Source organism: Streptomyces sp. NPDC001415 (assembly GCF_053597395.1).
In genome coordinates, this window is the sequence record NZ_JBSFIE010000003.1 from 374799 (window position 1) to 400149 (window position 25351).

General features: G+C 70.7%; 24 protein-coding genes and 1 pseudogene. 14 read left to right on the forward strand and 11 right to left on the reverse strand.

What is annotated here, in order from left to right; all coding sequences use genetic code 11:
* Nucleotides 1-149: 149 nt before the first annotated feature.
* The 3 genes from ACWC2B_RS05930 (at nt 150) to moaA (ending at nt 3306) form a co-directional block, all read left to right on the forward strand.
* Nucleotides 150-518: a DUF485 domain-containing protein gene (locus ACWC2B_RS05930; protein ID WP_450715193.1), complete on the forward strand. Its 369-nt coding sequence runs from the start codon at nt 150-152 to the stop codon at nt 516-518.
* Nucleotides 515-2143, forward strand: a complete 1629-nt coding sequence (locus ACWC2B_RS05935; protein ID WP_450715194.1) for a solute symporter family protein — start codon at nt 515-517, stop codon at nt 2141-2143. The genes ACWC2B_RS05930 and ACWC2B_RS05935 overlap by 4 nt, the downstream gene beginning before the upstream one ends.
* 173 nt (nt 2144-2316) lie before the next feature.
* Nucleotides 2317-3306 (forward strand): GTP 3',8-cyclase MoaA, encoded by a 990-nt coding sequence (gene moaA / locus ACWC2B_RS05940; RefSeq protein WP_450715195.1) that lies wholly within the window; start codon nt 2317-2319, stop codon nt 3304-3306.
* On the opposite strand, the gene ACWC2B_RS05945 is transcribed toward moaA, so the two are convergent.
* Both ACWC2B_RS05945 and ACWC2B_RS05950 read right to left on the reverse strand, forming a co-directional pair.
* Nucleotides 3289-3546, reverse strand: a complete 258-nt coding sequence (locus tag ACWC2B_RS05945; protein ID WP_450715196.1) for a hypothetical protein — start codon at nt 3544-3546, stop codon at nt 3289-3291. The genes moaA and ACWC2B_RS05945 overlap by 18 nt on opposite strands.
* Before the next feature lie 177 nt (nt 3547-3723).
* Nucleotides 3724-4098, reverse strand: coding sequence for a DUF3099 domain-containing protein (locus ACWC2B_RS05950; RefSeq protein WP_450715237.1), 375 nt, complete (start codon nt 4096-4098; stop codon nt 3724-3726).
* 214 nt (nt 4099-4312) lie between these two features.
* Here ACWC2B_RS05950 and ACWC2B_RS05955 point away from each other — a divergent pair, with 214 nt between their 5' ends.
* The gene (locus ACWC2B_RS05955; RefSeq protein WP_189961347.1) at nt 4313-4588 is read left to right on the forward strand and encodes a GlsB/YeaQ/YmgE family stress response membrane protein; all 276 of its coding nucleotides are present in this window, start codon (nt 4313-4315) and stop codon (nt 4586-4588) included.
* A gap of 106 nt (nt 4589-4694) precedes the next feature.
* Here ACWC2B_RS05955 and tyrS read toward each other — a convergent pair whose 3' ends face one another.
* From tyrS to ACWC2B_RS05970, 3 genes are read right to left on the reverse strand one after another with little or no spacing between them, the layout of a single operon-like run.
* Nucleotides 4695-5963: a tyrosine--tRNA ligase gene (tyrS, locus tag ACWC2B_RS05960; RefSeq protein WP_450715197.1), complete on the reverse strand. Its 1269-nt coding sequence runs from the start codon at nt 5961-5963 to the stop codon at nt 4695-4697.
* Nucleotides 5964-6007: 44 nt separating this feature from the next.
* Nucleotides 6008-7405: a metallopeptidase TldD-related protein gene (locus tag ACWC2B_RS05965; protein WP_450715198.1), complete on the reverse strand. Its 1398-nt coding sequence runs from the start codon at nt 7403-7405 to the stop codon at nt 6008-6010.
* Nucleotides 7402-8913, reverse strand: a complete 1512-nt coding sequence (locus ACWC2B_RS05970; RefSeq protein WP_450715238.1) for a TldD/PmbA family protein — start codon at nt 8911-8913, stop codon at nt 7402-7404. The genes ACWC2B_RS05965 and ACWC2B_RS05970 overlap by 4 nt, the downstream gene beginning before the upstream one ends.
* A 209-nt stretch (nt 8914-9122) precedes the next feature.
* Between ACWC2B_RS05970 and fabG the strand changes: the two genes are divergently transcribed.
* The 3 genes from fabG to ACWC2B_RS05985 all read left to right on the forward strand — a co-directional run bounded on the left by fabG (nt 9123) and on the right by ACWC2B_RS05985 (nt 11146).
* Nucleotides 9123-9842, forward strand: a complete 720-nt coding sequence (gene fabG / locus ACWC2B_RS05975) for a 3-oxoacyl-[acyl-carrier-protein] reductase (RefSeq protein WP_450715199.1) — start codon at nt 9123-9125, stop codon at nt 9840-9842.
* A 5-nt stretch (nt 9843-9847) separates the two neighbouring features.
* Nucleotides 9848-10615, forward strand: coding sequence for an enoyl-ACP reductase FabI (gene fabI / locus ACWC2B_RS05980; protein ID WP_450715200.1), 768 nt, complete (start codon nt 9848-9850; stop codon nt 10613-10615).
* 165 nt (nt 10616-10780) lie between these two features.
* On the forward strand, nt 10781-11146 hold the full coding sequence (locus tag ACWC2B_RS05985) for a hypothetical protein (protein WP_450715201.1): 366 nt from the start codon (nt 10781-10783) through the stop codon (nt 11144-11146).
* Between the two features lie 12 nt (nt 11147-11158).
* Here the strand turns inward: ACWC2B_RS05985 and ACWC2B_RS05990 are convergent, their stop codons facing one another.
* Nucleotides 11159-11842, reverse strand: coding sequence for a FadR/GntR family transcriptional regulator (locus ACWC2B_RS05990; protein WP_450715202.1), 684 nt, complete (start codon nt 11840-11842; stop codon nt 11159-11161).
* 149 nt (nt 11843-11991) lie between these two features.
* Between ACWC2B_RS05990 and ACWC2B_RS05995 the strand changes: the two genes are divergently transcribed.
* The 4 genes from ACWC2B_RS05995 (at nt 11992) to ACWC2B_RS06010 (ending at nt 14459) form a co-directional block, all read left to right on the forward strand.
* On the forward strand, nt 11992-13278 hold the full coding sequence (locus ACWC2B_RS05995) for a CynX/NimT family MFS transporter (RefSeq protein WP_450715203.1): 1287 nt from the start codon (nt 11992-11994) through the stop codon (nt 13276-13278).
* A gap of 30 nt (nt 13279-13308) precedes the next feature.
* Nucleotides 13309-13425 carry an SGM_5486 family transporter-associated protein gene (locus ACWC2B_RS06000; RefSeq protein WP_262985314.1) on the forward strand — a complete coding sequence of 39 codons (117 nt, stop codon included), beginning with the start codon at nt 13309-13311 and terminating at the stop codon, nt 13423-13425.
* A gap of 213 nt (nt 13426-13638) precedes the next feature.
* Nucleotides 13639-13845: a hypothetical protein gene (locus ACWC2B_RS06005; protein WP_450715204.1), complete on the forward strand. Its 207-nt coding sequence runs from the start codon at nt 13639-13641 to the stop codon at nt 13843-13845.
* 95 nt (nt 13846-13940) lie between these two features.
* On the forward strand, nt 13941-14459 hold the full coding sequence (locus tag ACWC2B_RS06010; protein WP_450715205.1) for a SixA phosphatase family protein: 519 nt from the start codon (nt 13941-13943) through the stop codon (nt 14457-14459).
* A 93-nt stretch (nt 14460-14552) separates the two neighbouring features.
* Here the strand turns inward: ACWC2B_RS06010 and serB are convergent, their stop codons facing one another.
* Both serB and ACWC2B_RS06020 read right to left on the reverse strand, forming a co-directional pair.
* Nucleotides 14553-15794, reverse strand: coding sequence for a phosphoserine phosphatase SerB (gene serB / locus ACWC2B_RS06015; protein ID WP_450715206.1), 1242 nt, complete (start codon nt 15792-15794; stop codon nt 14553-14555).
* A 115-nt stretch (nt 15795-15909) separates the two neighbouring features.
* Nucleotides 15910-17508 carry a streptophobe family protein gene (locus tag ACWC2B_RS06020; RefSeq protein WP_450715207.1) on the reverse strand — a complete coding sequence of 533 codons (1599 nt, stop codon included), beginning with the start codon at nt 17506-17508 and terminating at the stop codon, nt 15910-15912.
* Nucleotides 17509-17854: 346 nt separating this feature from the next.
* Here ACWC2B_RS06020 and ACWC2B_RS06025 point away from each other — a divergent pair, with 346 nt between their 5' ends.
* Complete coding sequence (locus ACWC2B_RS06025) at nt 17855-20371, forward strand: FHA domain-containing protein (protein ID WP_450715208.1); 2517 nt, start codon at nt 17855-17857, stop codon at nt 20369-20371.
* A 105-nt stretch (nt 20372-20476) separates the two neighbouring features.
* On the opposite strand, the gene ACWC2B_RS06030 is transcribed toward ACWC2B_RS06025, so the two are convergent.
* From ACWC2B_RS06030 to ACWC2B_RS06040, 3 genes and pseudogenes are all read right to left on the reverse strand, one after another.
* A complete protein-coding gene (locus ACWC2B_RS06030; RefSeq protein ID WP_450715209.1) occupies nt 20477-21148 on the reverse strand; it encodes a transglycosylase SLT domain-containing protein in 672 nt (223 codons plus the stop codon).
* A 269-nt stretch (nt 21149-21417) separates the two neighbouring features.
* Nucleotides 21418-22497 carry an S-adenosylmethionine:tRNA ribosyltransferase-isomerase gene (locus ACWC2B_RS06035; protein ID WP_450715210.1) on the reverse strand — a complete coding sequence of 360 codons (1080 nt, stop codon included), beginning with the start codon at nt 22495-22497 and terminating at the stop codon, nt 21418-21420.
* Nucleotides 22498-22583: 86 nt separating this feature from the next.
* Nucleotides 22584-23270, reverse strand: a pseudogene (locus ACWC2B_RS06040) (SDR family NAD(P)-dependent oxidoreductase); the annotation flags it as partial.
* A gap of 184 nt (nt 23271-23454) precedes the next feature.
* Here ACWC2B_RS06040 and ACWC2B_RS06045 point away from each other — a divergent pair.
* On the forward strand, nt 23455-24639 hold the full coding sequence (locus ACWC2B_RS06045; RefSeq protein WP_450715211.1) for a GAF domain-containing sensor histidine kinase: 1185 nt from the start codon (nt 23455-23457) through the stop codon (nt 24637-24639).
* Nucleotides 24632-25276: a response regulator gene (locus ACWC2B_RS06050; protein WP_450715212.1), complete on the forward strand. Its 645-nt coding sequence runs from the start codon at nt 24632-24634 to the stop codon at nt 25274-25276. Before ACWC2B_RS06045 ends, ACWC2B_RS06050 begins: the two co-directional genes overlap by 8 nt.
* The last annotated feature ends 75 nt before the right edge of the window (nt 25277-25351 follow it).

Genomic DNA, 25351 nt, shown 5'->3' on the forward strand with positions numbered 1-25351 from the left:
GGGGAGGCGCCAAGGAGAAAAACGGCCGGACTGAACCGAGACGCCCCGCGCTCCGTGCCGTTGTCAGGGGGACCGCGTCAAACCCCACAGCGAGGGCCCCTATGTCCGAACCTTCCGTTCCCGTCGCATCCGCATCGCGAGGAGATTCCGTGGCCACCGAAGCGTCGCCGCCGCCCGAAGCCGGGGCGGACCCCCGACCGGCCCAGCCCAGCACCGAGGCGTTCGCCGCGGTGCAGCAGAGCGCGGAATTCGGCGAACTCCGCCGCGCCCACCGCTCGTTCGCCTTCCCGCTGACCATCGGCTTCATCGTCTGGTACCTGCTGTACGTGCTGTTGTCCAACTACGCGGGCGGCTTCATGGGCACCAAGGTCGTGGGCAACATCAACGTGGCCTTCGTCTTCGGCCTCGCCCAGTTCCTCACCACCTTCCTCATCGCCTGGTTCTACTCGCGGCACGCAGCCGCGAAGCTCGACCCCAAGGCCGAGGCCATCAAGTCCCGCATGGAGGCCGACGCATGAGCCCCGCCCTCATTCCCCTCGCGGCCTCCTCGACCACCGAGCACCGGCCGCTGATCATCACCCTGTTCGCGGTGTTCGTCGCCGCGACCCTTGCCATCACCGTCTGGGCCGGACGGCAGACCAAGAACGCCTCCGACTTCTACGCGGGCGGCCGCCAGTTCACCGCGTTCCAGAACGGCCTCGCGGTCTCCGGCGACTACATGTCCGCCGCGTCCTTCCTCGGCATCGCCGGAGCCATCGCGCTGTTCGGCTACGACGGCTTCCTGTACTCCATCGGCTTCCTCGTCGCCTGGCTGGTGGCGCTCCTCCTGGTCGCCGAGCCACTGCGCAACTCCGGCCGCTACACGATGGGCGACGTGCTCGCCTACCGGATGCGCCAGCGCCCGGTCCGCACCGCGGCCGGCGCCTCCACCATCGTCGTCTCGATCTTCTACCTGCTCGCGCAGATGGCCGGCGCGGGCGTGCTCGTCTCCCTGCTGCTCGGCATCACCACCGACGCGGGCAAGATCCTCATCGTCGCCCTCGTCGGCGTCCTGATGATCGTGTACGTCACCATCGGCGGCATGAAGGGCACCACCTGGGTGCAGATGGTCAAGGCCGTGCTGCTCATCGCGGGCGCGCTCCTGATGACCTTCCTGGTGCTGCTCAAGTTCCACTTCAACATCTCCGACCTGCTGGGCACGGCCGCCGAGAAGAGCGGCAAGGGGTCCAAGTTCCTTGAGCCCGGCCTGAAGTACGGCGTCAACGGCACCTCCAAGCTGGACTTCATCTCGCTCGGCATCGCGCTCGTGCTCGGCACCGCGGGGCTTCCGCACATCCTGATCCGCTTCTACACGGTGCCCACGGCGAAGGCCGCCCGTAAGTCCGTGAACTGGGCGATCGGCATCATCGGTGCCTTCTACCTGATGACGATCGCGCTCGGCTTCGGCGCGGCCGCGCTGGTGGGCCCGGCCGCCATCAAGGCGCAGAACCCGGCGGGCAACACCGCGGCCCCGCAGCTCGCCGAATATCTGGGCGGCGGCGTCGGCACCACGGGCGGCGCGACCCTGCTGGCGGTGATCTCGGCGGTCGCCTTCGCGACCATCCTCGCCGTCGTCGCCGGCCTCACCCTCGCCTCGTCCTCCTCCTTCGCGCACGACATCTACGCCAACGTCATCCGCAAGGGGAAGGCGACCGAGAAGGAGGAGATGGGGGCCGCCCGCTGGGCCACCGTCTTCATCGGCGCCATCGCGATCCTGCTCGGCGCCTTCGCCCGCGACATGAACGTGGCCGGCCTGGTCGCGCTCGCCTTCGCCGTCGCCGCCTCGGCGAACCTGCCGACCATCCTCTACAGCCTGTTCTGGAAACGCTTCACCACCCAGGGCGCGCTGTGGTCGATCTACGGCGGCCTGTTCAGCTCGGTGTTCCTGGTGCTGTTCTCGCCCGTCGTCTCCGGCAACCCGAAGACCTCGATGTTCAAGGGCGTCGACTTCCACTGGTTCCCGCTGGAGAACCCGGGCCTCATCTCGATCCCGCTCGGCTTCCTGCTCGGCTGGATCGGATCGCTCCTGTCGAAGGAGGAGCCCGACCAGGGCAAGTACGCCGAGCTGGAGGTGAAGTCCCTCACCGGCGTCGGCGCCCACTGACGTACATCCGCACGGCGCATGGCCGAGGCCGTGTCGTAGAGTCCTACGACACGGCCTCGCCGCACCTCGTGACAATCGGCCCCTCCGGTTGTCGGACCGCTCGCGTAGGCTCGGCTTTATACGCATGCGACGGATGTGCGACTGACCTTCGACGGACAGGGAGGGGGCCCACAGTGCTCATCGACACCTACGGCCGAGTGGCCACTGACCTGCGTGTCTCGCTCACCGACCGGTGCAATCTGCGGTGTACGTACTGCATGCCGGAAGAGGGTCTGCAGTGGCTGGCCAAGCCCGATCTGCTGACCGACGACGAGATCGTCCGCCTCATCCGCATCGCCGTCACCGACCTCGGTGTGAATGAGGTCCGCTTCACCGGAGGCGAGCCGCTGCTTCGCCCGGGCCTGGTCGGGATCGTCGAGCGCTGCGCGGCCCTGGAGCCGCGCCCCAAGATGTCGATCACCACCAACGGCATCGGCCTCAAGCGCACCGCGGCCGCCCTGAAGGCGGCCGGGCTCGACCGCGTCAACGTCTCCCTGGACACCCTGCGGCCCGACGTCTTCAAGACACTGACCCGCCGCGACCGCCACAAGGACGTCATCGAGGGCATGGAGGCCGCCCGCGAGGCGGGCCTCACCCCGGTCAAGGTCAACGCGGTCCTGATGCCCGGCCTGAACGACGACGAGGCGCCCGACCTGCTCGCCTGGGCCGTCGAGCACGACTACGAGCTCCGCTTCATCGAGCAGATGCCGCTCGACGCCCAGCACGGCTGGAAGCGCGACGGCATGATCACCGCCGGTGACATCCTGGAATCGCTGCGTACGCGCTTCACGCTCACCCCCGAGGGTGACGACGAGCGGGGCTCCGCGCCCGCCGAGCGCTGGGTGGTCGACGGCGGCCCGCACACCGTGGGCGTCATCGCCTCGGTGACCCGCCCGTTCTGCCGGGCCTGCGACCGCACCCGGCTGACCGCCGACGGCCAGGTGCGTACCTGCCTGTTCGCCCGCGAGGAGTCCGACCTGCGCGCGGCCCTGCGCTCGGACGCCGGTGACGAGGAGATCGCCCGGCTGTGGAAGCTGGCGATGTGGGGAAAGAAGGCCGGTTCCGGTCTGGACGACCCCTCGTTCCTGCAGCCCGACCGTCCGATGTCAGCGATCGGCGGCTGACTCGGCCGACTCCCACTCGGCGAGCGTCACGACATCCTTCAAGAAGCCCCGTACGCCCAGGAATTGGGAGAGGTGCTCGCGGTGTTCACCGCACGCGAGCCACGTCTTGCGCCGCTCCGGTGTGTGGATCTTCGGGTTGTTCCAGGCCAGGACCCAGACGGCGGCGGCACGGCAGCCCTTGGCGGAACAGATGGGGGTCTCGTCAGTCGTCTCGTCACTCACAGAGACATTGTCCGTCATGCGACCCCGTACAAAAGGCGACGCCGAGCAGCCACGGGGGGAGCTGCCCGGCGTCGGTCCGTCGCTCCGACGGGGGATGCGGAGCGCCTACGAAGTATGTCATGGGGGACCCGGTGTGGTGCACCGGAACTTCATGATTGATCTGAGCTTTTCCTGAGCTTCGCGGACGGTTACGGATCAGCGCTGTTCGCGTGAACGCGACGCGTGGTCACCGGCGGTGGGTTCCGTCGCGGATTCCGCGGAGCCGACCACCGAGGCCGCACCCAGCGCCGGCCGGGTCGGGGCGGCAATGAAGGTGGACGGAAGTGAAGTGACGTTCTCCCGGCCCGCGTTGGCGAACACGACCGCCACATAGGGCAACAACGCGCCGAGCACCAGCGTCACGATGGCGACAGGACGCTCGATGTTCCACAGCACCGCGGTCAGCACCACCGAAACGGTGCGGATCGACATCGAGATCACATAGCGGCGCTGCCTGCCCCGGACGTCCTCGGCGAGCCCCTGACGCGCCCCGGTGATCCGGAAGACCTGGCCGCCGCGCTGCTTCCGCATCACGTTCCACCACCCGAGTTCCACGGCGGGCTCTCCCCGGCCCGCACCGCTACCACCGTACGCCGGGGCTCCGCCGGGTTCGAGACCGGGGCGGCTCTTACCTGCGCGGATGCCGCAGTGCGTACCACGTACGGAGGTGTCCGACATGCGCCGTACGGAGTACGGGCTGACACTGGCTGAACCCGCTCACGTCGAGCCGTACTAGGAGGCAGCCATGGGCTGGTTGTGGGCCATCATCGTGGGATTCGTGCTCGGTCTCATCGCCAAGGCGATCATTCCCGGCAAGCAGCACAGTCCACTCTGGCTGACCACCATCTTCGGCATCATCGGCGGCATCGTAGGCAACTCGATCGCCCGGGCGATCGGGATCGCCGAGACCAAGGGCATCGACTGGGGCCGGCACGGCCTCCAGATCGCGGCCGCCGTCGTCATCGTCTTCCTCGGCGACATGCTGTACATGGCGCTGCGGGGCAACAAACAGAGAGCCTGACGGGCAGGACGAAGGGGCGGTCCCGCGAGGGAACCGCCCCTTTTATGTGCCTCTGCGCTCAAGCGCAGGTCTGCTCGGGCACAGGTCCGCGCCCAGCCCCGGGCCTTCAGGCGCCGGTGACCTCGATGGCCGCCAGGTTCTTCTTGCCCCGGCGCAGCACCAGCCAGCGGCCGTGCAGGAGTTCGTCGGCGGTGACCACCGCGTCCTCGGCGGTCACCTTCACGTTGTTCACGTAGGCGCCGCCCTCCTTCACGGTGCGGCGGGCCGCCGACTTGCTGGCGACCAGGCCGACCTCCGCGAACAGGTCGGTGACCAGGCCGAGTTCGGCCACCTGGGCGTGCGGCAGCTCGGACAGCGCCGCGGCCAGCGTCGCCGCGTCCAGCTCGGTGAGTTCACCCTGGCCGAACAGCGCCTTGGACGCGGCGGTCACCGCGGCCGTCTGCTCGGCGCCGTGCACCAGCGTGGTCAGCTCCTCGGCGAGCGCGCGCTGGGCGGCCCGGGCCTGCGGCCGCTCCTCGGTGAGCTTCTCCAGCTCCTCGATCTCGTCGCGGGACTTGAAGCTGAAGATCCGCAGGAACTTCGAGATGTCCCGGTCGTCCGCGTTCAGCCAGAACTGGTAGAAGGCGTACGGCGTGGTCTTCTCGGGGTCGAGCCAGACAGTGCCGGACTCCGTCTTGCCGAACTTGGTGCCGTCCGCCTTGGTGATCAGCGGCGTGGCCAGCGCGTGCACGTCGGCGTCGGGCTCGACCCGGTGGATCAGGTCGGTGCCCGCCGTGAGGTTGCCCCACTGGTCGCTGCCGCCGGTCTGCAGCGTGCAGCCGTACCTCCGGTTGAGCTCCAGGAAGTCCATGCCCTGCAGGATCTGGTAGCTGAACTCGGTGTAGCTGATGCCCGCGTCGGAGTTGAGCCGCCGCGAGACGGCCTCCTTCGCGATCATCTTGTTGACCCGGAAGTACTTCCCGACGTCCCGCAGGAAGTCGATGGCCGACAGGCCCGACGTCCAGTCCAGGTTGTTGACCATCGTCGCGGCGTGCGGGCCCTCGAAGTCGAGGAACCGCTCGATCTGACCGCGCAGCCGCTCGACCCAGCCCGCCACGACCTCCGGCGCGTTCAGCGTGCGCTCCGAGTTGGGCTTCGGGTCGCCGATCAGGCCGGTGGCGCCGCCGACCAGGCCCAGCGGCCGGTTCCCCGCGAGCTGGATCCGGCGCATCGTGAGGATCTGCACCAGGTTGCCGAGGTGCAGGCTGGGCGCGGTCGGGTCGAAGCCGCAATAGAACGTGACGGGACCGTCCGCGAACGCCTTGCGCAATGCGTCCTCGTCAGTGGAGAGGGCGATCAGCCCACGCCACTGCAGTTCGTCGACGATGTCCGTCACGGGTCTCTTGTCTCCTTCAGACGTGCTTACTGACAGCACTGAGGTTATACGCCCCGGCTGACCGAACTCATATTGAAATCCGGGATGCGCAGCGCGGGCATCGCCGCCCGGGTGAAGTAGTCGCTCCACTCCCTGGGCAGGGTCTTCTCGGCGCGGCCGGCCTCGGTGGCCCGGGACAGCAGGTCCACCGGGGACTCGTTGAACCGGAAGTTGTTCACCTCGCCGACCACCTCGCCGTTCTCGACGAGGTACACGCCGTCCCGGGTCAGACCCGTGAGCAGCAGCGTCGCCGGGTCCACCTCGCGGATGTACCACAGGCACGTCACGAGCAGGCCCCGCTCGGTGGCGGCGACCATCTCGTCCAGGGTGCGCTCGCCGCCGCCGTCCAGGATCAGGTTCCCGGGGGAGGGGGCGACCGGCAGGCCGGTGAGCCCCGCGCTGTGCCGGGTGGTCACCAGGTGCTCCAGGCGGCCGTCGCGCATCCAGTCGGTCGCGGTGAGGGGGAGCCCGTTGTCGAACACCGACTCCGTGTCGCCCGAGGAGTGCGCCACCAGGAACGGCGCGTACTCAAGGCCCGGCTCGTTCGGGTCGCTGCGCAGCGAGAGCGGCAGCTCGGAGAGGGTCTCGCCGATGCGGGTGCCGCCGCCCTGCCGGGAGAAGACGGTCCGGCCCTCAGCCGCGTCCCGGGCCGCCGCCGACCACATCTGGTAGATCAGCAGATCGGCCACGGCCGTCGGCGGCAGCAGCGTCTCGTACCGCCCGGCGGGCAGCTCGACGCGCCGCTCGGCCCAGCCGAGCCTGCGGGCCAGCTCCTCGTCGAGGGCCGCCACGTCGACGTCCTTGAAGTCGCCGGTGGCGCGTCCCGCCCACGCCGAACGCGTCCGGTCCGGCGACTTGGCGTTGAGCTCCAGGGTGCCGTTGGGCTGGTCGTGGCGCAGCCTGAGGCCCGTGGACGTACCGAGGTAGGTGGAGCTCAGCTCGTGGTTCGCGAAGCCGTACAGCTCGCGGCCGCCGGCCCCGGCCCGCGCGAAGGCCTCGCCGAGGGCGGGCGCGAAGTCGGCGAACACGGCGGAGGTGGTCTCGGCCGGGGCGTCGGTGAAGTCCGGGGAGACCGGAACCCCGGTGACCAGCGGCTGTGCGTCCTCGGCGGGCCCGGCGCCGCGCGCGGCCGCCTCCGCGGCCCGTACCAGCGGCTCCAGGTCGTCGGCGGTGACGGCGGAGCGCGACACGACACCGGAGGCGGTGCCCTCGGCGCCGTCGACCGTCGCGATCACGGTCAGGGTGCGCCCGCGGGTGACTCCGTTGGTGGTCAGCGCGTTGCCGGCCCAGCGCAGGTTGGCCGAGGAGTGCTCGTCGGCGATGACGACACAGCCGTCGGCGGTGGACAGTTCGAGAGCTCGCTCGACGATCTCGTGCGGCTTGACGGTCGTACGGGAGCTCATCGACCCGCCTCCTGCGTGGTGTTGAGGATGTTGACGCCCCGGAACAGGGCGGAGGGGCAGCCGTGGGAGACCGCGGCCACCTGGCCCGGCTGGGCCTTGCCGCAGTTGAAGGCGCCGCCCAGGACGTACGTCTGGGGGCCGCCGACCTTCTCCATGGAGCCCCAGAAGTCCGTGGTGGTCGCCTGGTAGGCGACGTCGCGGAGCTGGCCCGCCAGGCGCCCGTTCTCGATGCGGAAGAAGCGCTGGCCGGTGAACTGGAAGTTGTAGCGCTGCATGTCGATCGACCAGGACCGGTCGCCGACCACGTAGATGCCGCGCTCGACCCCGCCGATCAGATCCTCGGTGGAGAGCCCGCCCGGATCGGGCTGGAGCGAGACGTTCGCCATCCGCTGGACCGGAACGTGCCCGGGGGAGTCCGCGTAGGCGCAGCCGTTGGAACGGCCGAGGCCGGTCAACTTCGCGATGCGGCGGTCGAGTTGGTAGCCGACGAGCGTGCCGTCCTTCACCAGGTCCCAGGACTGCGCCTCGACGCCCTCGTCGTCGTAGCCGATGGTCGCGAGCCCGTGCTCGGCGGTGCGGTCGCCGGTCACGTTCATGACCTGCGAGCCGTACGCCAGCTTGCCCAGCTGGTCGAAGGTGGCGAACGAGGTGCCCGCGTACGCGGCCTCGTAGCCGAGCGCGCGGTCCAGTTCGGTGGCGTGGCCGATGGACTCGTGGATGGTCAGCCACAGGTTGGACGGGTCCACCACGAGGTCGTAGAGGCCGCCCTCGACGCTGGGCGCCCGCATCTTCTCGGCCAGAAGCGAAGGGATCTCCTCCAGTTCCGCGTCCCAGTCCCAGCCGGTGCCGGTCAGGTACTCCCAGCCGCGCCCGGCCGGCGGCGCGATCGTGCGCATCGAGTCGAACTCGCCGGTCGTGCGGTCCACCGCGATGGCCGTGAGCTGCGGGTGCAGCCGCACCCGCTGCTGGGTGGTCACCGTGCCCGCCGTGTCCGCGTAGAACTTGTTCTCGTGCACGGTGAGCAGCGAGGCGTCCACGTGCTCGACCCCGTCCGCGCCGAGCAGCCGCGCGCTCCAGTCGGCGAGCAGGGCGCTCTTGTCCTCGTCCGGCACCGAGAACGGGTCGATCTCGTACGCGGAGACCCAGGTCTTCTCGGAGTGCACCGGCTCGGCCGCGAGCTCGACCCGCTCCTTCGACCCGGCGGCCGCGATGACCCGCGCGGACAGCTTGGCCATGGCCACCGCCTGGGAGGCCACCTTGGCCGCCGCGTCCATCGTCAGATCGACCCCGGAGGCGAACCCCCAGGCCCCGCCGTGCACGACCCGGACCGCGTAGCCGAGGTCGGTGGTGTCGGAGGAGCCGGCGGGCCGGGCGTCGCGCAGGCGCCAGGCGGCGCTGCGCACCCGCTCGAACCGGAAGTCGGCGTGGTCGGCGCCCAGCGCGCGGGCCCGCGCGAGCGCCGCGTCGGCGAGCGCCCGCAGGGGCAGTGCCGTGAAGGCTTCGTCGATGGAATGGGTCCCAGATGGCACAGCTGTCTCCCTGTCGTATGAGACCGGTCGCCCCGATCATGTCGCGTCGGCGGGCCTCGTGACTACGCCTTTCTGTAGGGACCCGACAGCGCTCGTTCCACGCCACTGTCAGGGCTCGATTCCTCGTAAGTCGGGCCGTACCGATAGTTTGCGTGGAGTACGAATCCGCCTATCGAAAGGGTGATCCGTTGAGCCGCTCGGTTCTCGTCACCGGAGGTAACCGGGGCATCGGCCTCGCCATCGCCCGCGCTTTTGCCGAGAGCGGCGACAAGGTCGCGATCACGTACCGCTCGGGAGAGCCGCCGCAGGCCCTTGCCGAATTGGGCTGTCTGGCCGTCAGGTGCGACATCACCGACACCGAACAGGTGGAGCAGGCCTACAAGGAGATCGAGGGCAAGCACGGTCCCGTCGAGGTCCTGGTCGCCAACGCGGGCATCACCAAGGACCAGCTCCTGATGCGCATGTCCGAGGACGACTTCGCGTCCGTCCTCGACACCAACCTCACCGGCACCTTCCGTGTGGTCAAGCGCGCGAACCGCGCCATGCTGCGCGCGAAGAAGGGCCGCGTCGTCCTGATCTCCTCGGTCGTCGGGCTGCTCGGCTCGGCGGGCCAGGCCAACTACGCCGCCTCCAAGGCCGGTCTGGTCGGCTTCGCCCGGTCGCTCGCGCGTGAGCTCGGGTCCCGGAACATCACCTTCAACGTCGTCGCACCCGGTTTCGTCGACACCGACATGACCAAGGTGCTCACCGAGGAGCAGCGCGCGGGCATCGTGTCCCAGGTGCCGCTCGGCCGCTACGCGCAGCCCGAGGAGATCGCCGCCGCGGTGAAGTTCCTCGCCTCCGACGACGCCTCGTACATCACTGGAGCCGTCATCCCGGTTGACGGCGGATTGGGCATGGGTCACTGATCACCATGAGCGGAATTCTTGAGGGCAAGCGCATCCTGATCACGGGTGTGCTGCTGGAGTCCTCCATCGCCTTCCACGCCGCCAAGCTGGCTCAGGAGCAGGGCGCCGAGGTCATCCTGACCGCCTTCCCGCGCCCGACCCTGACCGAGCGCATCGCCAAGAAGCTCCCCAAGCCCGCCAAGGTCATCGAGCTGGACGTGACCAACCAGGAGCACCTGGACCGGCTCGCGGGCCTGGTCAAGGACGAACTCGGCGGTCTGGACGGCATCGTCCACTCCATCGGCTTCGCCCCGCAGGACGCCCTCGGCGGCAACTTCCTGAACACGCCGTTCGAGTCGGTCGCCACCGCCATGCACGTCTCGGCGTTCTCGCTGAAGTCGCTGACCATGGCGTTGCGCGAGCTGCTCGGCCCGGGGAGCTCCGTCGTCGGCATGACCTTCGACGCGCAGTACGCCTGGCCGCAGTACGACTGGATGGGCCCGGCCAAGGCGGCCCTGGAGGCGACCTCCCGCTACATGGCCCGTGACCTGGGCAAGGACGACATCCGCTGCAACCTGATCTCGGCGGGTCCGATCGGCTCCATGGCCGCGAAGTCCATCCCGGGCTTCGGCGAGCTCGCGGACGTGTGGAACCACCGCGCCCCCATGGAGTGGGACATGGCCGACCCCGAGCCGGCCGGCAAGGGCATCGTCGCGCTGCTCTCGGACTGGTTCCCGAAGACCACGGGAGAGATCATCCACGTCGACGGCGGTCTGCACGCCGTGGGTGCCTGACCCCGCACAGCACGTTTCGCGGCCGCCCACCGGAGCTTCCGGTGGGCGGCCGCCGTGCGTGGAGCGCGACTTCCCCGCAGACTGATCGAACGGACATGTTCGGACGGTCGGCCGGGGAGGAGGCGGGGCGTGCGTCCCCTGCGAATGAGTCCCCGGGTACGTCCCTTGAGCGTCGGGCAGCGCCGGGCCCTGGCCCTGCTGTTCGTCCTGCTCGCGGCGGCGGCCGGACTCGCCGCCCCCTCCGTGGTGCGCGCCGCCACCGCCCCCGACCCGGCGCCCGCCGTGGCGCCGCCCGAGCCGTTCGGCGCCGCGTGCCGGACCTCCGTGAACGGCTCGCACGTCACCGCTTACTGCTACAACCCCTACCCGGACGCCGACCGGGTGCGCCTGCACACCGACTGCGCGAACTGGTGGGACCTGGACGCGGACGCGGCGCCCGTCGAGGTGGGCCCCGGGCAGACCGTACGGCTCACCGACCGCTGCTGGAAGGACGTACGCGCGGTCTGGGTGACCCACCAGAAGGCGCCCTGACCACGCAGCGCCTCAGCGGGCTTCGAGCCGGTCCGGCAGGCAGATGAAGGCGTGGGCCGCGGCCTCGGATGCGGCCGTCTCCGCATCGCCGACCCGGATCGCGTCGACCATCCGGCCGTGGTCCATGTGGTTCTCCGGGGTCATCTCAAGGGCCACGTCGTCCCGCAGCCAGTCGCGCAGCAGATGGCCGAGGTCCGCGTACAGCTCGGTCAGTACGTCATTGTGCGAGGCGGCGACGACCGCCAGGTGCAGCGTGGCGTCGGCCGCGACGAACGCCTCCCGGTCGCCCGAGGCCCACGCCTCCTCGCGCCGCTCCAGCAGCGTGCCCAGCTGTTTCAGCTCGCGCTCGGTACGCCGCTCGGCGGCCAGCTTCGCCGCCGCCGACTCCAGCGTGGAGCGCAGCTCGGCCACATGGCGCGGGTCCGCGTCGGCGAACCGGCGGTGCATCACCCCGGCCAGCTCGCTGGTCGCCACGACGTACGTGCCCGAGCCCTGGCGGATGTCCAGCAGGCCGTTGTGTGCGAGGGCGCGGACGGCCTCGCGCACCGTGTTGCGCGCCACCCCGAGCTGTTCGACCAGCTCCGGCTCGGTCGGGATACGTGAACCCACCGGCCACTCGCCCGAGGTGATCTGGTTGCGCAGCTGCGCGATCACCTGGTCGGCGAGGGCGGACCGCCGGGGAGAGCTCAGGGTCATGGTGCTCCAGTCCGAAAGGGAGTCGTAGGTGACGAGAAACGAGAGGGGGCGTGAGCGAGGGAGGCCGTGAATGACGTGAAGGCCGTGAAGGTTGCGACGCCGTGAATCGATTGGACAACCAATCATCCCATGATTCTATGATGGCTTCCATGCCCGACGAAGAGACCACCACGCTGAGCCCCGAGCCCATCGTCCGCACCGAGTCCCTCGAAGCCCCCGCCGACGCGGGGCGGGTGCCCTCGTGGACGCGCTGGCTCGTGCCGCTCGCGCTGGTGCTCGCCGCCGTCAACCTGCGCCCCGCGATCACCAGCCTCGGCTCGCTGATGAAGGAGGTCACCGGCGGGCTGCACATGAGCGGCGGCATCGCGGGCGTCCTCACCTCGGTCCCGGCGTTCTGCTTCGCCGTCTTCGGCATCACGGCGCCGCGCCTCGCCCGCCGGTTCGGCCCCGGCGCCGTCGTCTTCGCGGGCATGGCCGCCGTCACCGCGGGCCTGCTCCTGCGCCCGTTCGCCGGCGGCACCGTCACCTTCCTCGCGGCCAGCGCGCTCGCCCTGATGGGCATAGCCGTCAGCAACGTCCTGATGCCGGTGATCGTCAAGCGGTACTTCCCCGACCGGGTCGGCTCCATGACCGGCCTCTACTCGATGGCGCTTGCCGCCGGCACCTCGCTCGCCGCGGTCACCACCGTGCCCATCACCGATGCGCTGGGCGGCAGTTGGCGCCAGGGGCTCGGCATCTGGGCGCTGCTCGCCGTCGTCGCGGTGGCCGCCTGGATCCCGCTGACGCGCGACCGTTCCGGGAGCGCGGGCCCGGCCCTCAGTGCCAAGGAGGAGGCCGCCCCCGCCCTGCGCATCACCCGCAGCGGCACCGCCTGGGCGCTGGCCTGCTTCTTCGGGCTCCAGGCCACCGGCGCGTACATCACCATGGGCTGGATGCCGACGATCTTCCGCGACGCGGGCGTCTCCGCCGGCACCGCGGGGCTGCTGCTCTCCCTCACCATGGTCATGGGCGTGCCGCTCGGCTTCGTCATCCCGTGGCTGGTCAACCGGCTGCGAAGCCAGGGCCCCATCGTCGTCGCGCTCGGCAGCTGCGGCCTGGCCGGATACGCCGGGCTCTACCTCGCACCGGCCGCCGGCGCCTGGGCCTGGGCGCTGCTCCTCGGCATCTCCAACTGCGCCTTCCCGCTGGCTCTCACGATGATCGGCAAGCGGTCGCGGACCGGCGCGGGCGTCGTACGGCTCTCCGCCTTCGCCCAGTGCGTCGGCTACCTGCTCTCCATCCCCGGGCCGCTCCTGGTCGGCGTCCTGCACGACCGCAGCGGCGGCTGGGACCTGCCCATCGCGCTGATGGCGGCCCTCATGGTGCCGCAGATCGTCGTCGGCATCCTGGCGGGCCGCGACCGTACGATCGAGGACGAGGCCGGGGCCCGCCGATAGCGGGCCGAACCGGGATGCGACACTGGCCGCATGCCAGTGCTCGAACCCAATCCGCAGAACAGCCACAAGAAGCTCCTGCTCGTGCTCGGCGCGATGCTCGCCGTCACGGTCGTCGTGGCCATCATCGCGACGATCGCCTCCCCCTGACCGAGGCTCGACCGAGGCCTGACGGAGGCCGAGACCCCCGGATCGGGGTCATGGTGGTGCTAGCCCCACCATCCCCTAGGGGGTCAGGGTCAGGGTCGAGTGGGTGGGTCACCGGATGGGATGACGCCCGCCGGATCCGTAGGTTTTGAGGTACCGCGACGGACGCCCCGTTCGCCCGCGGCACTCGAACCCGGAACCCACACGGAGGCGGTCATGTCGGCCCACATCCACCCCAGGTCCCCCCAACCGACCGCCGGTGGCGTCGACTTCAAGCTGCCGTGGTGGGGTGTCGTACTGCCCGCGATCGCGTTCTTCGTGCTGCTCGCGCTCGTCATCGGATCGGGTGACACCCACGCCGTGTCCGGCGACGGCACCCTCACCCACCTCGTCGACCGCATCCAGCAGAGCCTTTCGCGCTAGGTCTCGAAAGCCCCCGTGCCCCCACTCGTCACCCCCCTGGCGGAGCCCTCCGGGACCCTGCGCCCGATGGCGCGATTCATGCGAAGCTGGGGAACATGAGCGTCGATACACCCCGCAGGATCGTCCTTCTGAGGCACGCGAAAGCCGACTGGCCCCAGGTGTCCGACCACGACCGGCCGCTCGCCGAACGGGGCAGGGCGGACGCCCCCGTCGTCGGCCGCTGGCTGGCCGGGGCCGGCATCGTCCCGGACCTCACCCTCTGCTCCAGTGCGGTCAGGACCCGCGAGACCTGGAAGCTCGCCGTCCAGGAACTGCCGCGGCGCCCCAGGACGGTGTACGAGGAGAGGATGTACGAAGCCTCCCTCGGCGAACTGATCGCGCTGGTCAACGAGACCCCCGACGACGTCTCCGACCTCCTGCTCGTCGGGCACAACCCCGGGATGCACGCCCTTGCCGACGCGCTCGCCGGTGACGCCGAGGGCGACACCATGGCCCGGATGAACCGCAGCGGCTTCCCGACCTGCGCCGTCGCCGTGCTCACCTTCAACGGCTCCTGGAAGTCCGTGGAACACGGGGTGGGCAGGCTCGTCTCCTTCTGGGCCCCGCACGCCTGACCCGGTAGCGGACGCTTTCGTACGTGGTGAAGGCCCCGGTACGCGATGCGCGCCGGGGCCTTCACCACATACGGGCGGTTCAGACACAGGCTCTCAGTCGATGAGGCCGTCCGCCGCCTCGACCTCTTCGCGGGTGATGCCGAGCAGATACAGCACGGTGTCGAGGAAGGGCACGTTCACCGCGGTGTGCGCGGCCTCGCGGACCAGCGGCTTGGCGTTGAAGGCGACGCCGAGACCCGCCGCGTTCAGCATGTCGAGGTCGTTGGCGCCGTCACCGATCGCCACCGTCTGGGCCAGCGGCACCCCGGCCTCCGTGGCGAACCTCCGCAGCAGCCGCGCCTTCCCGGCCCGGTCGACGATCTCGCCCGTGACCCGGCCGGTGAACTTGCCGTCCTCGATCTCCAGGGTGTTGGCGGAAGCGAAGTCGAGCCCGAGCCGGTCCTTGAGGTCGTCGGTGACCTGGGTGAACCCGCCGGAGACGACGCCCACTTGATAGCCGAGCGCCTTGAGCGTACGGATCAGGGTGCGGGCGCCCGGCGTGAGCCGGACCTCGGCCCGCACCTTGTCCACCACCGACGCGTCCAGGCCCCGCAGCAACGCGACCCTGGCGTGCAGCGACTCCTCGAAGTCCAGCTCGCCGCGCATCGCGGCGGCGGTGACCTCGGCGACCTCGTCCTCGCACCCGGCGTGCGCGGCGAAGAGCTCGATCACCTCGTCCTGGATCAGCGTGGAGTCCACGTCCATCACGACGAGCCGCTGGGCCCGCCGGTGCAGCCCCGCCGAGACGACGGCCACGTCCACTCCGAGGGCCGCGGCCTCGGTCGCGAGCGCGGTGCGCAGCACCCCGGTCGCCACGCCGGACACGGCGAACTCCACAGCGGTGACCGGGTACTTGGCGAGCCGGAAGATGCGGTCGATGTTGCCGCCGGTGGCGGTGATGCTGGCCGCTATGGCCGCCGTGGACTCGGCGGTCAGGGGGTGGCCGAGCACGGTGACGTGCGAACGGCCGCTGCCGCGCGGCCTGTTGTCGCCGATGCCGGAGATGATCTCGGCTTCGAGTTTGAGCGATTCGGCCCAGCTGTGCACGGTGGCGCGCAGCTCTCCCGAGGAGGCCACGGTCGGCTCGGTGACCAGCACGCACAGGACGAGCCGGCCACGGGAGACGACCTGTTCGATGTCCACGACATCGACGGAGTAGGCGGCGAGGGTGTCGAAGAGCCCGGCGGTGATGCCGGGGCGGTCCTTGCCGAAGATCTTGACGAGGAGGGTGGGTACGTCAGAGCTCTGACCGGCGTCGGAGTTCTGGCCGGCGGGGGGCAGGGGCGATGGCGTCATGGTGATCCCACCGTATCCGGCCACCGCTCACGCCCGGCACGCCGTCCCGCCCTGCGGACAGTGCCCCCTCGTACGGCCCCCTCGCCGAGCCCCCGCGCTGCTCAGGGCCCGTGTCTCACCTGCGGCCCCGTGGCGCCCCGGGCGGAGGCGGCGGGCCCTCCTCCGGGGGCCGGTACGGGCGGGGCCCCGCCCGGGGGCGGCCCGGGGGCCCCGGCATGGTGGGGGAGCCGTGCAGCCCCGGGGGCAGCTTCAGATACGGGTTGGTGTCCGGGTTCGGCGGCCGGTAGGAGGGCGCCGGGTTGTACGGCCCCGGCGCCGCCTCCTCGCGGGGCCCCGGTACGCCGGGTGCCGAAACATGGGCAAGGGGCGCGGCCCGCCGCCCCGCCGCCCCCGCCACCCGGGCGAGCAGCGCCCCCAGGGCTCCCGCCACGGCCCCCCACCCGGCGCCGAGCGCGAGGGCGAGCCCCGCGTTGCCGTGCAGCTCGACGCCCGCCCCGAACGCGTCGACGCCCAGCACGGACAGGGACGCGTTCGCGGACACCCCGGTGAGCCACACCATCAGGGGCAGCGCCACCGCGGTGGCCGCGGCCAGCGACACCGCGCACCGCCCCGCGAAGGCCCCGAGCGAGCGCCCGCCCACCGGCGTACGGGCCGCGGCGAGCACCCCCGCGTACAGCATGAGCACGCCCGTCGCGACCGCCAACAGCCAGACCCGGTGGTCGAGTTGGGCAAGGCGCCCCAGCGTCACCGACTCGTCGCTCTTCGCCCCGATGAGCTGGTCGAGCGGGTCGGGCAGGACGGTGGTGAGGGTGCCCGTGGCGTGACCGTGCCAGGGCACGAAAAGGCCGAGCGGGATCGCCAGCCACACGCCGTTGGGCGCGCCGAGCAGCGCGGCGCCCGCGATCCGCTTCGGGTGGGCGTCGCCGATCGCCGCGTAGGCCGCCGCCGCGAGCCCCGCCGCGACCGCCACCAGGACCACCGCCACCAGCGCGGACACCGCGGGCCGCACCACCCGGTGCAGCGCCGACCAGCCGCGCGGCAGCGGGGTGCGGCGCGAGGCGAGCAGGGCGATCACCAGGACCGCGAGCACCCAGCACGCCGCGCCGACCAGTGAGCGGGTCGTCTCGACGCTGAAGCCGACCTGCGCCTTGGCGTCCGCGAGGTCGGCGAGCCGGCCCGGCAGCAGACCGCCGACGTCCCCGATCCCGGGAATGCTCGGCACGCCGGGCACCTTCACCTGGCCGAGGCCCAGCTGGGATCCGTCGAGCGTGATGAGGTCGTGGCCGGCCCAGGCGAGGCCGCCCATGACGGCGACGAAGAGGACGGCCACCGCGGCCGCGCGGGCCGCCAGTTCGGCGCCGGAGATCCAAGCCCCGGCGGCCCGCAGCGAGCGCAGGAAGAAGAAGGCGAGCAGCAGGGCGCCCGCGAGCCCGACGCCCAGTGGCGCGAAATCGACGGCCGTGCTCGCCTGCGCGCCGGTCAGCCCGAACGCCGAGACGTTGCCGGACGGGGTGACCGAGCCGCCCGTCCCGAGCACCACCACGGCCGCCGTCATCGGGCCGAGCGCCCCCGCCGCGTCCGCCCCCAGCAGATGCAGTCCGAGCGCGGCCGTGCCCGCCATCGCGACCAGGGCCCAGCTCACCGAGGCGATCGAGGTGAGCACGACATCGCCCCACCGGATCGCCCCTCGGACGTCGTTGTCGCCCACGCTCATCAGGACCCCCCGATACGAGCCGACTTGCCCCTATTCATGCGGAGAGACCAATTCATCCGCCGCCATGTCATTTATGGGCGGACATCATGATCCGTACGCACTCATGGGTGCTTACCACTCTCGGGGGGTGTTTGGTCCACGTCAACGGGCGGGCCGCGGGCGCCTGTTGCACGACCGCGACCGGACTGTGCCGGGTCTATGCACGTAATTCACAAGGCCCGGGTTTCGGATACGAGCCCGGGCCTGAAATAGTTCCCCACGATGTTCACCATCCCTAGACTCCCTGTGTCGGGAGTCACAGGCCTCCGGTGCGGAGGTCTTTCGGGGGACGATAAGTGGGGCTGGAGTGCCGGAACTCGTACTGGAATTGAATGGCAGCACCTGGACGCTCGATCCGTCCAGGTCGTACACCCTCGGGCGTGACCCGCAGGGTGACCTCGTGATCGACGACGCCAGAGTCTCGTGGCGGCATGCCACGATCAGCTGGGGCGGCCGCAGTTGGGTCATCGAGGATCACGGATCGACCAACGGCACCTATGTGCAGGGCCAGCGGATCCACCAGATGGAAATCGGCCCCGGCTCTTCCGTCCACCTCGGCAACGCGACCGACGGCCCGCGGCTGAATCTCACCGGTGCCGCCGCGGCCGCCTACGCGCAGCCCGCCCCGGCCCAGCAGGCGCAGGCCGCGCCTGTCCACCCGCAACCCCAGCAGGCCCCGCCCCAGCAGGGCGGCTGGGCGCAGCCGCCGCAGCAGGCTCAGGTCCCGCCGCAGCAGCAGTGGCAGCAGCAGCCTCAGCAGCCGCAGTTCCCGCAGCAGCAGGGCGGCGCGGCGGGTGCCCCGCCGGTCTACGGCGACCGCAGCCCGACCACGTTCCACCAGGTCGCGCTCGGCCGCGTCATGCGGATCGGCCGTGCCCTCGAAAACGAGCTGGTGGTCTCCGACCTCCAGGTCTCGCGTCACCATGCCGAGTTCCACGCGACGCCCGACGGCCGGATGGAGATCCGCGACCTGGGGTCCCACAACGGCACGTACGTCAACGGCCAGCCGGTCGCCAAGGGCGGCACCGCGCTGCTCGGCCCCAACGACATCGTCGGCGTCGGCCACTCGACGTTCCGCATCGTCGGGGACCGGCTTGAGGAGTTCGTCGACACCGGTGACGTCTCCTTCTCGGCCCGCCACCTGACCGTCACGGTCGACGGCGGCAAGGACATCCTCAAGGACGTCTCCTTCGGCGTCCCCGAGAAGTCCCTCATCGCGGTCATCGGCCCCTCGGGCTCCGGAAAGTCCACCCTGCTCAAGGCGCTCACCGGCTACCGGCCCGCCAACAAGGGTGACGTCCTCTACGACAACCGGAACCTGTACAAGCAGTTCGCCGAGCTGCGCCAGCGCATCGGTCTGGTCCCGCAGGACGACATCCTGCACAAGGAGCTGACCGTCAAGAAGGCGCTGAAGTACGCGGCCAAGCTGCGCTTCCCCGCCGACACCACCGAGAACGAGCGCCAGCAGCGCATCGACGAGGTGCTGCGCGAGCTCAAGCTGGACATCCACAAGGAGAAGAAGGTCACCTCCCTCTCCGGTGGCCAGCGCAAGCGCGTCTCGGTGGCCCTTGAGCTCCTGACCAAGCCGTCGCTGATCTTCCTCGACGAGCCCACCTCGGGCCTCGACCCGGGCATGGACCGCGACGTCATGCAGCTGCTCCGCGGCCTCGCCGACGACGGCCGCACGGTCCTCGTGGTGACCCACTCGGTCGCCGAACTCGCCATCTGCGACAAGCTGTTGGTGATGGCGCCGGGCGGCTCGGTGGCGTACTTCGGTCCCCCGGAGGAGGCGCTGAACTTCTTCGGCTACAGCACGTGGGCCGATGTCTTCTCCGCCTTCGAGAGCTACCGCGACTACGACTGGGCGGGCCGCTGGAAGGGCTCGCAGCACTACCAGATGTACGCCGCGGACATCGACGCGGTCGCCCCGCAGTCCGTACAGATGCCGCCGGCCCAGGCGATGAAGCCGCCGAAGCCGCAGGGCTGGGCCTCCCAGCTGTGGACCCTGATGCGCCGCTACGTCTCGGTCATCGCCTCCGACAAGGGCTTCCTCGCCCTGTCGGTGGCCCTGCCCGCGGTGATCGGCTCGGTCAGCGTCGTCATCCCCGCCAAGTTCGGCCTCGCGCCACCCACGCCGCCGTCCCGGTTCAACGGCGACGCCGGCACGATCATGCTGATCCTCGCGGTCGGCATGTGCTTCTCCGGCGCCGCCAACTCCGTACGAGAACTGATCAAGGAACGGGTCATCTACGAACGGGAACGGGCCACCGGCCTGTCCCGCTCGGCGTACCTGATGTCCAAGATCTTGGTGCTCGGCGTCATCACGGCCTTCCAGGGCGTGATCCTCTGCGTGATCGGCTTCTCGACCCGCAAGCTGCCCACCGAGGGCCTCGTGATGCCGCCCGCGGTCGAGATGTGCCTGGTCGTGATCGCGCTCGGCTTCACCTCGATGATGTTCGGCCTGATCATCTCCTCGCTGGTGAAGACCTCCGAGAAGACGATGCCGCTCCTGGTCATGTTCGCCATCGTGCAGGTCGTCTTCACCGGCATCCTGTTCAAGGTGTACGACTCGGTCGGCCTGGAGCAGTTCGCCTGGCTGATGCCGTCGCGCTGGGCCATCGCGGGCGTCGGCACGACGCTCGACCTCTCGCACCTGATGGGGCCGATGGACCAGAACGACCCGACCAACCTCGACCCGCTGTGGAAGCACGATGCGTCGCAGTGGTTCACCGACATCTCGGTGCTGCTGGTCATCGGCATCGCCCTCGGCTTCGTCGTCGCACGCCTGCTGCGCCGCCACGAGCCCGAGGTCATGCGCAAGTAGCCCGCGCCTGACAACGCGAGAAGGGCGGCACCCCGTGGGGGTGCCGCCCTTCTTCGACGTCCGGAGAGGACGAGCCGTCCTGAAGGATCAGCCGTCCTGAACGGATCAGTAGGCGCTGTTGACGTTGTCCATCGAGCCGTACTTGTCGGCCGCGTAGTTGGCGGCGGCGGTGATGTTGGCGACCGGGTCGTAGATGTTCCACGACGTGCCGGGCACGTGGTACGCGTTGAAGGTCGGCTGGATGACCTGGAGCAGCCCCTTCGACGGGACGCCGTTGATGGCGTTGATGTCCCAGCCGTTGATGGCCATCGGGTTGCCGGTCGACTCGCGCATGATGTTGCGGTACAGACCGTTGTACGAACCCGGGATGCCCTTGGACTTCATGATGTCCAGGGACTCCTTGATCCAGCCGTCGAGGTTGTTCGCGTACACCGGCTTGCGGGCGGCGGAGCGGCTGGCGGCGGCCGCCTCGTCCCGCTTCTTCGCCTCGGCCGCGGCCTTCGCCTTGGCGTCCGCGTCGGCCTTCGCCTTGGCGGCGGCCTTGGCCTGCTGGGCGGCGGTGACGTGCTGCTTGGAGACGGACTCCGAAACGGTCTTCGCGCTGGCGACGGTCGCCGAGAAGGCGGCGGGCTCGGCAGCTACGGCGTTGCCCGACTGACCCGTCCCGGGGAAGACCGAGAGGGCGAGAGCGGCGGCGCCGAGGGCGGCGACACCGGCAATCGAGATCTTGTGCGTCTGGGTCAGACGACTGTGACCAGGGTTGCTGGACTCGGGCATGGCTGTTGGACCTCTTCCGAATGGCGTGGACGGCGCACAGAAGCGCCGCGGCGGTTGAGCCGCAGCGCTGTGCGACGGGAGCCATTGTTAGCGGCCGCAAAATCTGGTGGCAAAGGTGCTCATTACGAAGCCGGGTAGTGGATCACGCCCGGACGAAAGACGGCTCGTACCCGCTCTCGCCCTGCTCACACCGACTTTATTTGTCCACTAAACGGCTTCGTAAGTGATGTGCGTCCTATGCGCGGGCTCACATCGGACGCGTAACAGTCTCACCAGGCGTTGCTGGAGCAATGCGTTCTGTGAGGGTTCTCGTCCGGAAGTATGAGGTGGACGTCCCCGAACTCGTGCCACAGGTAGAGCCGGCTCAGCGCCTGGTCGTAGGCGACGGCCAGCGCCTCGCGCCCCGCGATCGCCTCCAGCATCAGCAGGTGGGAGGCCTCCGGCTCGTGCAGCCCGGTCAGCAGACCGTCCACCACCCGCACCCCGCGCTCCGGGGTCACCACGAGATCCGTCCAGCCCGCCGCCTCGCGCACCACCCCGTCGGCCCCGGCCGCCGACTCCAGGGCGCGCACCGCCGTCGTCCCCACGGCCACGACCCGGCCGCCACCCGCCTTGGCGGCGTTCACAAGACGGGCCGTCGCCCCCGGCACCTCGAAGCGCTCCGGGTACGGCGGCTCGTGCGCCTCCGCGGAGGCGACCCCGGTATGCAGCGTGACCGGCGCGAACTGCACGCCGCGCCGCACCAGCTCCGCGACCAGCTCGACCGTGAAGGGCCGCGCGGCACTCGGCATCTCCGCCGAGCCGAGCCCGCCGGGCGCCGGCAGCGCGAACACCGTCTGATAGGCGGCGAGCGGCTGGTCCCGCTCGGTGTATCCGTACCGGATGGGCCGCCCGTGCCGGTGCAGCAGCCCCGGCACATCGGCCGCGGAGACCCGCGCCCACCACAGCCGGTCCGGGCTCAGCGCCGTATCGAGCACCAGCCGCTCCCCGCCGGGCAGCGCCACCACGGCTCCCGCCCGGTCCCCGGTACGCCGCTCCGTACTCCCCGAGGCCGTAGGCGTACGCAGCTCCACCGCCCAGCGCCCGTCCGGCCCCCGGGTCGAGAAGTGCACCACCACCGGCCGGCCCGCCACCGTCCCGTCGACCGCCGCGGGCAGGGTCTGCGACGTGTTGATGACCAGTACGTCACCGGCTCGCAGCTGCCCGGCAAGGTCGCGGAACGCGTGGTGGGAGACCGCGGTGCCGCGCGACACCATCAGCCGCACGTCGTCGCGCCCCGTCCCGCGCACCTCGGCGGGCACCGAAGCGAGGAGGTCGTCGGGCACCCGCACCACCATGGGCACCGTCATCGGGCCACCTCCGCGGGGGCCTCCACGAGACCTTCCGTAAGAGAACCCGGAGAGCCCTCCGTACGAGGAGCTTCCGTACGGGCGTCTTCCGTAAGAGAGGGGGCGCTGTAGCGTCCGCTCGCAGGCCGCTCGTCGAGGAGCCGCAGGAACCCCGGCACCACCGTCGACGGCTCGGGCCGGCCCGAGTCGTCGTCCGGTACCGCCGCCGCGTACAGGTCGGTGTGCATGTCACCCGGGTCCACCGCCCACACCCGCAGCCCCGGCTCCTCCACGGCGAGCACCGCCGCCAGCTGGTCGAGAGCCGCCTTCGAGGCCCCGTACCCGCCCCATGTCTCGTACGCCTCGGCCGCCGCGTCCGAGCTGACCGTGACCACAGCGCCCCCGGACGACTCCCGCAGCAGCGGCAGCGCCTCCTGTACGAGGCCGAGCGCCGCGACCACATTGGTCTCCAGGGCCGCCCGCAGGCCGCCCAGATCCAGCTCCGCGAGCCGCACGAGCGGCTCGGCGCCCAGCGCGGAGGCGTTGTTCACCAGCAGGTCGAGCCCGCCGAGGTCCCAGGCGGCCGCCACCAGCTCCGCGCGGTGCCCGGCATCGGTGACGTCCCCGGGCAGCGCCACGACCTTCGTCCCGTACGTATCGAGCCCCCGCGCCGTCTCCTCAAGTACGGGAGCGGTCCTGGCGTCGAGCACCAGGTCCCAGCCCCGCCCGGCCAGTGCCCCGGCGAGCGCCCGCCCGAGCCCCTTCGAGGCCCCCGTGATGATCGCAACCGGCATGATGACCAACCCCTCTGTCATGTCGAACCGTCCGTCGATGCGTTCAGAGTGGCTCCGGGCGCGCCCCCGCCGCCTCGGACGCGGGCCCCAGCCGGCAAGGCACTTCGACCTAGGTCCGGCGGCCTAAACGCTGGTGGTCCACAGGCCGAGGCGCGCTGTCACACCCCGCCGGTACGGTGACCACATGACCCGCCCTCGTACTCCGCATGCCACCGGACCAGGGGAGAGCCCGTCACCGAGCGCGGGCCTCGCCGCCGTGAGCACCGCCCTGCTCGCCATGAGCAGGCACCTGGAGGTCGGGGACGTCCTCAAGACGATCACCGCGTCCGCCCGCGAACTGCTGGACGCGGAGTACGCCGCGCTCGGCGTCCCCGACGACCACGGCGGCTTCGCCCAGTTCGTGGTCGACGGCGTCAGCGAGGAGCAGTGGCGGGCGATCGGCCCGCTGCCCCGCCAGCACGGCATCCTCGCCGCGATGCTCCACGAGGAGAAGGCCGAGCGCCTCGCCGACGTCCGCAAGGACCCCCGCTTCGAGGGCTGGCCCTCCGCCCACCCGGACATGTCCGACTTCCTGGGCATGCCGATCCGCGACGGCGAGGAGACGCTCGGCGCCCTCTTCCTCGCCAACAAGCGCTGCCCCAAACCGGAAGGCGGCTGCGGCTTCACCGAGCACGACGAGGAACTCCTTCGCCTGCTCGCCCAGCACGCCGCGATCGCCCTCACCAACGCCCGCCTGTACGAGCGCAGCCGCGAGCTGACCATCGCCGAGGAGCGCTCCCGGCTCGCCCACGAGCTGCACGACGCGGTCAGCCAGAAGCTCTTCTCGCTCCGGCTCACCGCCCAGGCGGCCGCCACCCTCGTCGACCGCGACCCGGTCCGCGCCAAGGGCGAGCTCCAGCAGGTCGCGGCCCTCGCGGCCGAGGCGGCCGACGAACTGCGCGCCGCCGTAGTGGAGTTGAGGCCCGCGGCCCTGGAGGAGGACGGCCTGGTGCACACCCTGCGCACCCAGATCCAGGTCCTCGACCGGGCCCACGCGGCCCGCGTCACCTTCGACAACCAAGGGGTGCGCGCCCTGCCCCCGGCCCAGGAGGAGGCCCTCCTCCGGGTGGCCCAGGAGGCCCTGCACAACGCGCTGCGCCACTCCGGCGCCGGCCGGGTCGACGTCGTCCTGGAGCGCAGCGGCCAGGGCGCGGTCCTACGGATCAGCGACAACGGCCGGGGCTTCGAGCCGAGCCGGGTCCGCCGCGCGGGCCGCCACCTCGGCCTGGTGTCGATGCGGCACCGGGCGAGCGGAGTCGGCGGCAGACTCACCGTGCATTCGGCACCCGGCGAGGGCGCCACGATCGAGATGGAGGTCCCCGGTGGCTGACAAGGTGATCAGGGTCCTGCTCGTGGACGACCACCAGGTGGTCCGCCGAGGACTGCGTACGTTCCTGGAAGTACAGGACGACATAGAGGTGGTGGGGGAGGCCTCCGACGGCGCCGAGGGCGTCGCCCGCGCCGAGGAGCTGAAGCCGGACGTCGTCCTGATGGACGTGAAGATGCCGGGCATGGACGGCATCGAGGCCCTGCGCAAGCTCCGTGAGCTCGCCAACCCGGCGAAGGTCCTCATCGTCACCAGCTTCACCGAGCAGCGCACGGTGGTCCCCGCCCTGCGCGCCGGCGCCTCCGGCTACGTATACAAGGACGTCGATCCGGACGCGCTGGCCGGAGCGATCCGCTCGGTGCACGCCGGCCATGTGCTGCTCCAGCCCGAGGTCGCGGGCGCCCTGCTCAGCCAGGACGACGGGCACGGCGGCACCGGGCGCGGCTCGACCCTGACCGAGCGGGAGAAGGAGGTCCTGGCGCTGATCGCCGACGGCCGCTCCAACCGCGAGATCGCCCGCCACCTCGTGCTGTCCGAGAAGACCGTCAAGACGCACGTCTCGAACATCCTGATGAAGCTGGACCTCGCCGACCGCACCCAGGCCGCGCTGTGGGCCGTACGGCACGGCGTGACGGGCTGATCGGACTGTGTGACATACGTAAACCGGATCGTCACCATCCGGTGCAAGATTCATACCGTCGTGTGGATGTCACCC

Excerpts from the sequence above, each read along its gene's own strand:
- ACWC2B_RS06010 (WP_450715205.1), top strand. The coding sequence starts at position 13,941 with ATGAGCGTCGATACACCCCGCAGGATCGTCCTTCTGAGGCACGCGAAA.
- ACWC2B_RS06035 (WP_450715210.1), bottom strand. The coding sequence starts at position 22,497 with ATGACGGTGCCCATGGTGGTGCGGGTGCCCGACGACCTCCTCGCTTCG.
- ACWC2B_RS06020 (WP_450715207.1), bottom strand. The coding sequence starts at position 17,508 with ATGAGCGTGGGCGACAACGACGTCCGAGGGGCGATCCGGTGGGGCGAT.
- ACWC2B_RS05995 (WP_450715203.1), top strand. The coding sequence starts at position 11,992 with ATGCCCGACGAAGAGACCACCACGCTGAGCCCCGAGCCCATCGTCCGC.
- ACWC2B_RS05990 (WP_450715202.1), bottom strand. The coding sequence starts at position 11,842 with ATGACCCTGAGCTCTCCCCGGCGGTCCGCCCTCGCCGACCAGGTGATC.
- fabI (WP_450715200.1), top strand. The coding sequence starts at position 9,848 with ATGAGCGGAATTCTTGAGGGCAAGCGCATCCTGATCACGGGTGTGCTG.
- ACWC2B_RS05935 (WP_450715194.1), top strand. The coding sequence starts at position 515 with ATGAGCCCCGCCCTCATTCCCCTCGCGGCCTCCTCGACCACCGAGCAC.
- ACWC2B_RS05955 (WP_189961347.1), top strand. The coding sequence starts at position 4,313 with ATGGGCTGGTTGTGGGCCATCATCGTGGGATTCGTGCTCGGTCTCATC.
- ACWC2B_RS06000 (WP_262985314.1), top strand. The coding sequence starts at position 13,309 with ATGCCAGTGCTCGAACCCAATCCGCAGAACAGCCACAAGAAGCTCCTG.
- ACWC2B_RS05945 (WP_450715196.1), bottom strand. The coding sequence starts at position 3,546 with ATGACGGACAATGTCTCTGTGAGTGACGAGACGACTGACGAGACCCCC.
- serB (WP_450715206.1), bottom strand. The coding sequence starts at position 15,794 with ATGACGCCATCGCCCCTGCCCCCCGCCGGCCAGAACTCCGACGCCGGT.
- ACWC2B_RS05965 (WP_450715198.1), bottom strand. The coding sequence starts at position 7,405 with ATGAGCTCCCGTACGACCGTCAAGCCGCACGAGATCGTCGAGCGAGCT.
- ACWC2B_RS05950 (WP_450715237.1), bottom strand. The coding sequence starts at position 4,098 with ATGCGGAAGCAGCGCGGCGGCCAGGTCTTCCGGATCACCGGGGCGCGT.
- ACWC2B_RS06005 (WP_450715204.1), top strand. The coding sequence starts at position 13,639 with ATGTCGGCCCACATCCACCCCAGGTCCCCCCAACCGACCGCCGGTGGC.
- ACWC2B_RS06030 (WP_450715209.1), bottom strand. The coding sequence starts at position 21,148 with ATGCCCGAGTCCAGCAACCCTGGTCACAGTCGTCTGACCCAGACGCAC.
- ACWC2B_RS06045 (WP_450715211.1), top strand. The coding sequence starts at position 23,455 with ATGACCCGCCCTCGTACTCCGCATGCCACCGGACCAGGGGAGAGCCCG.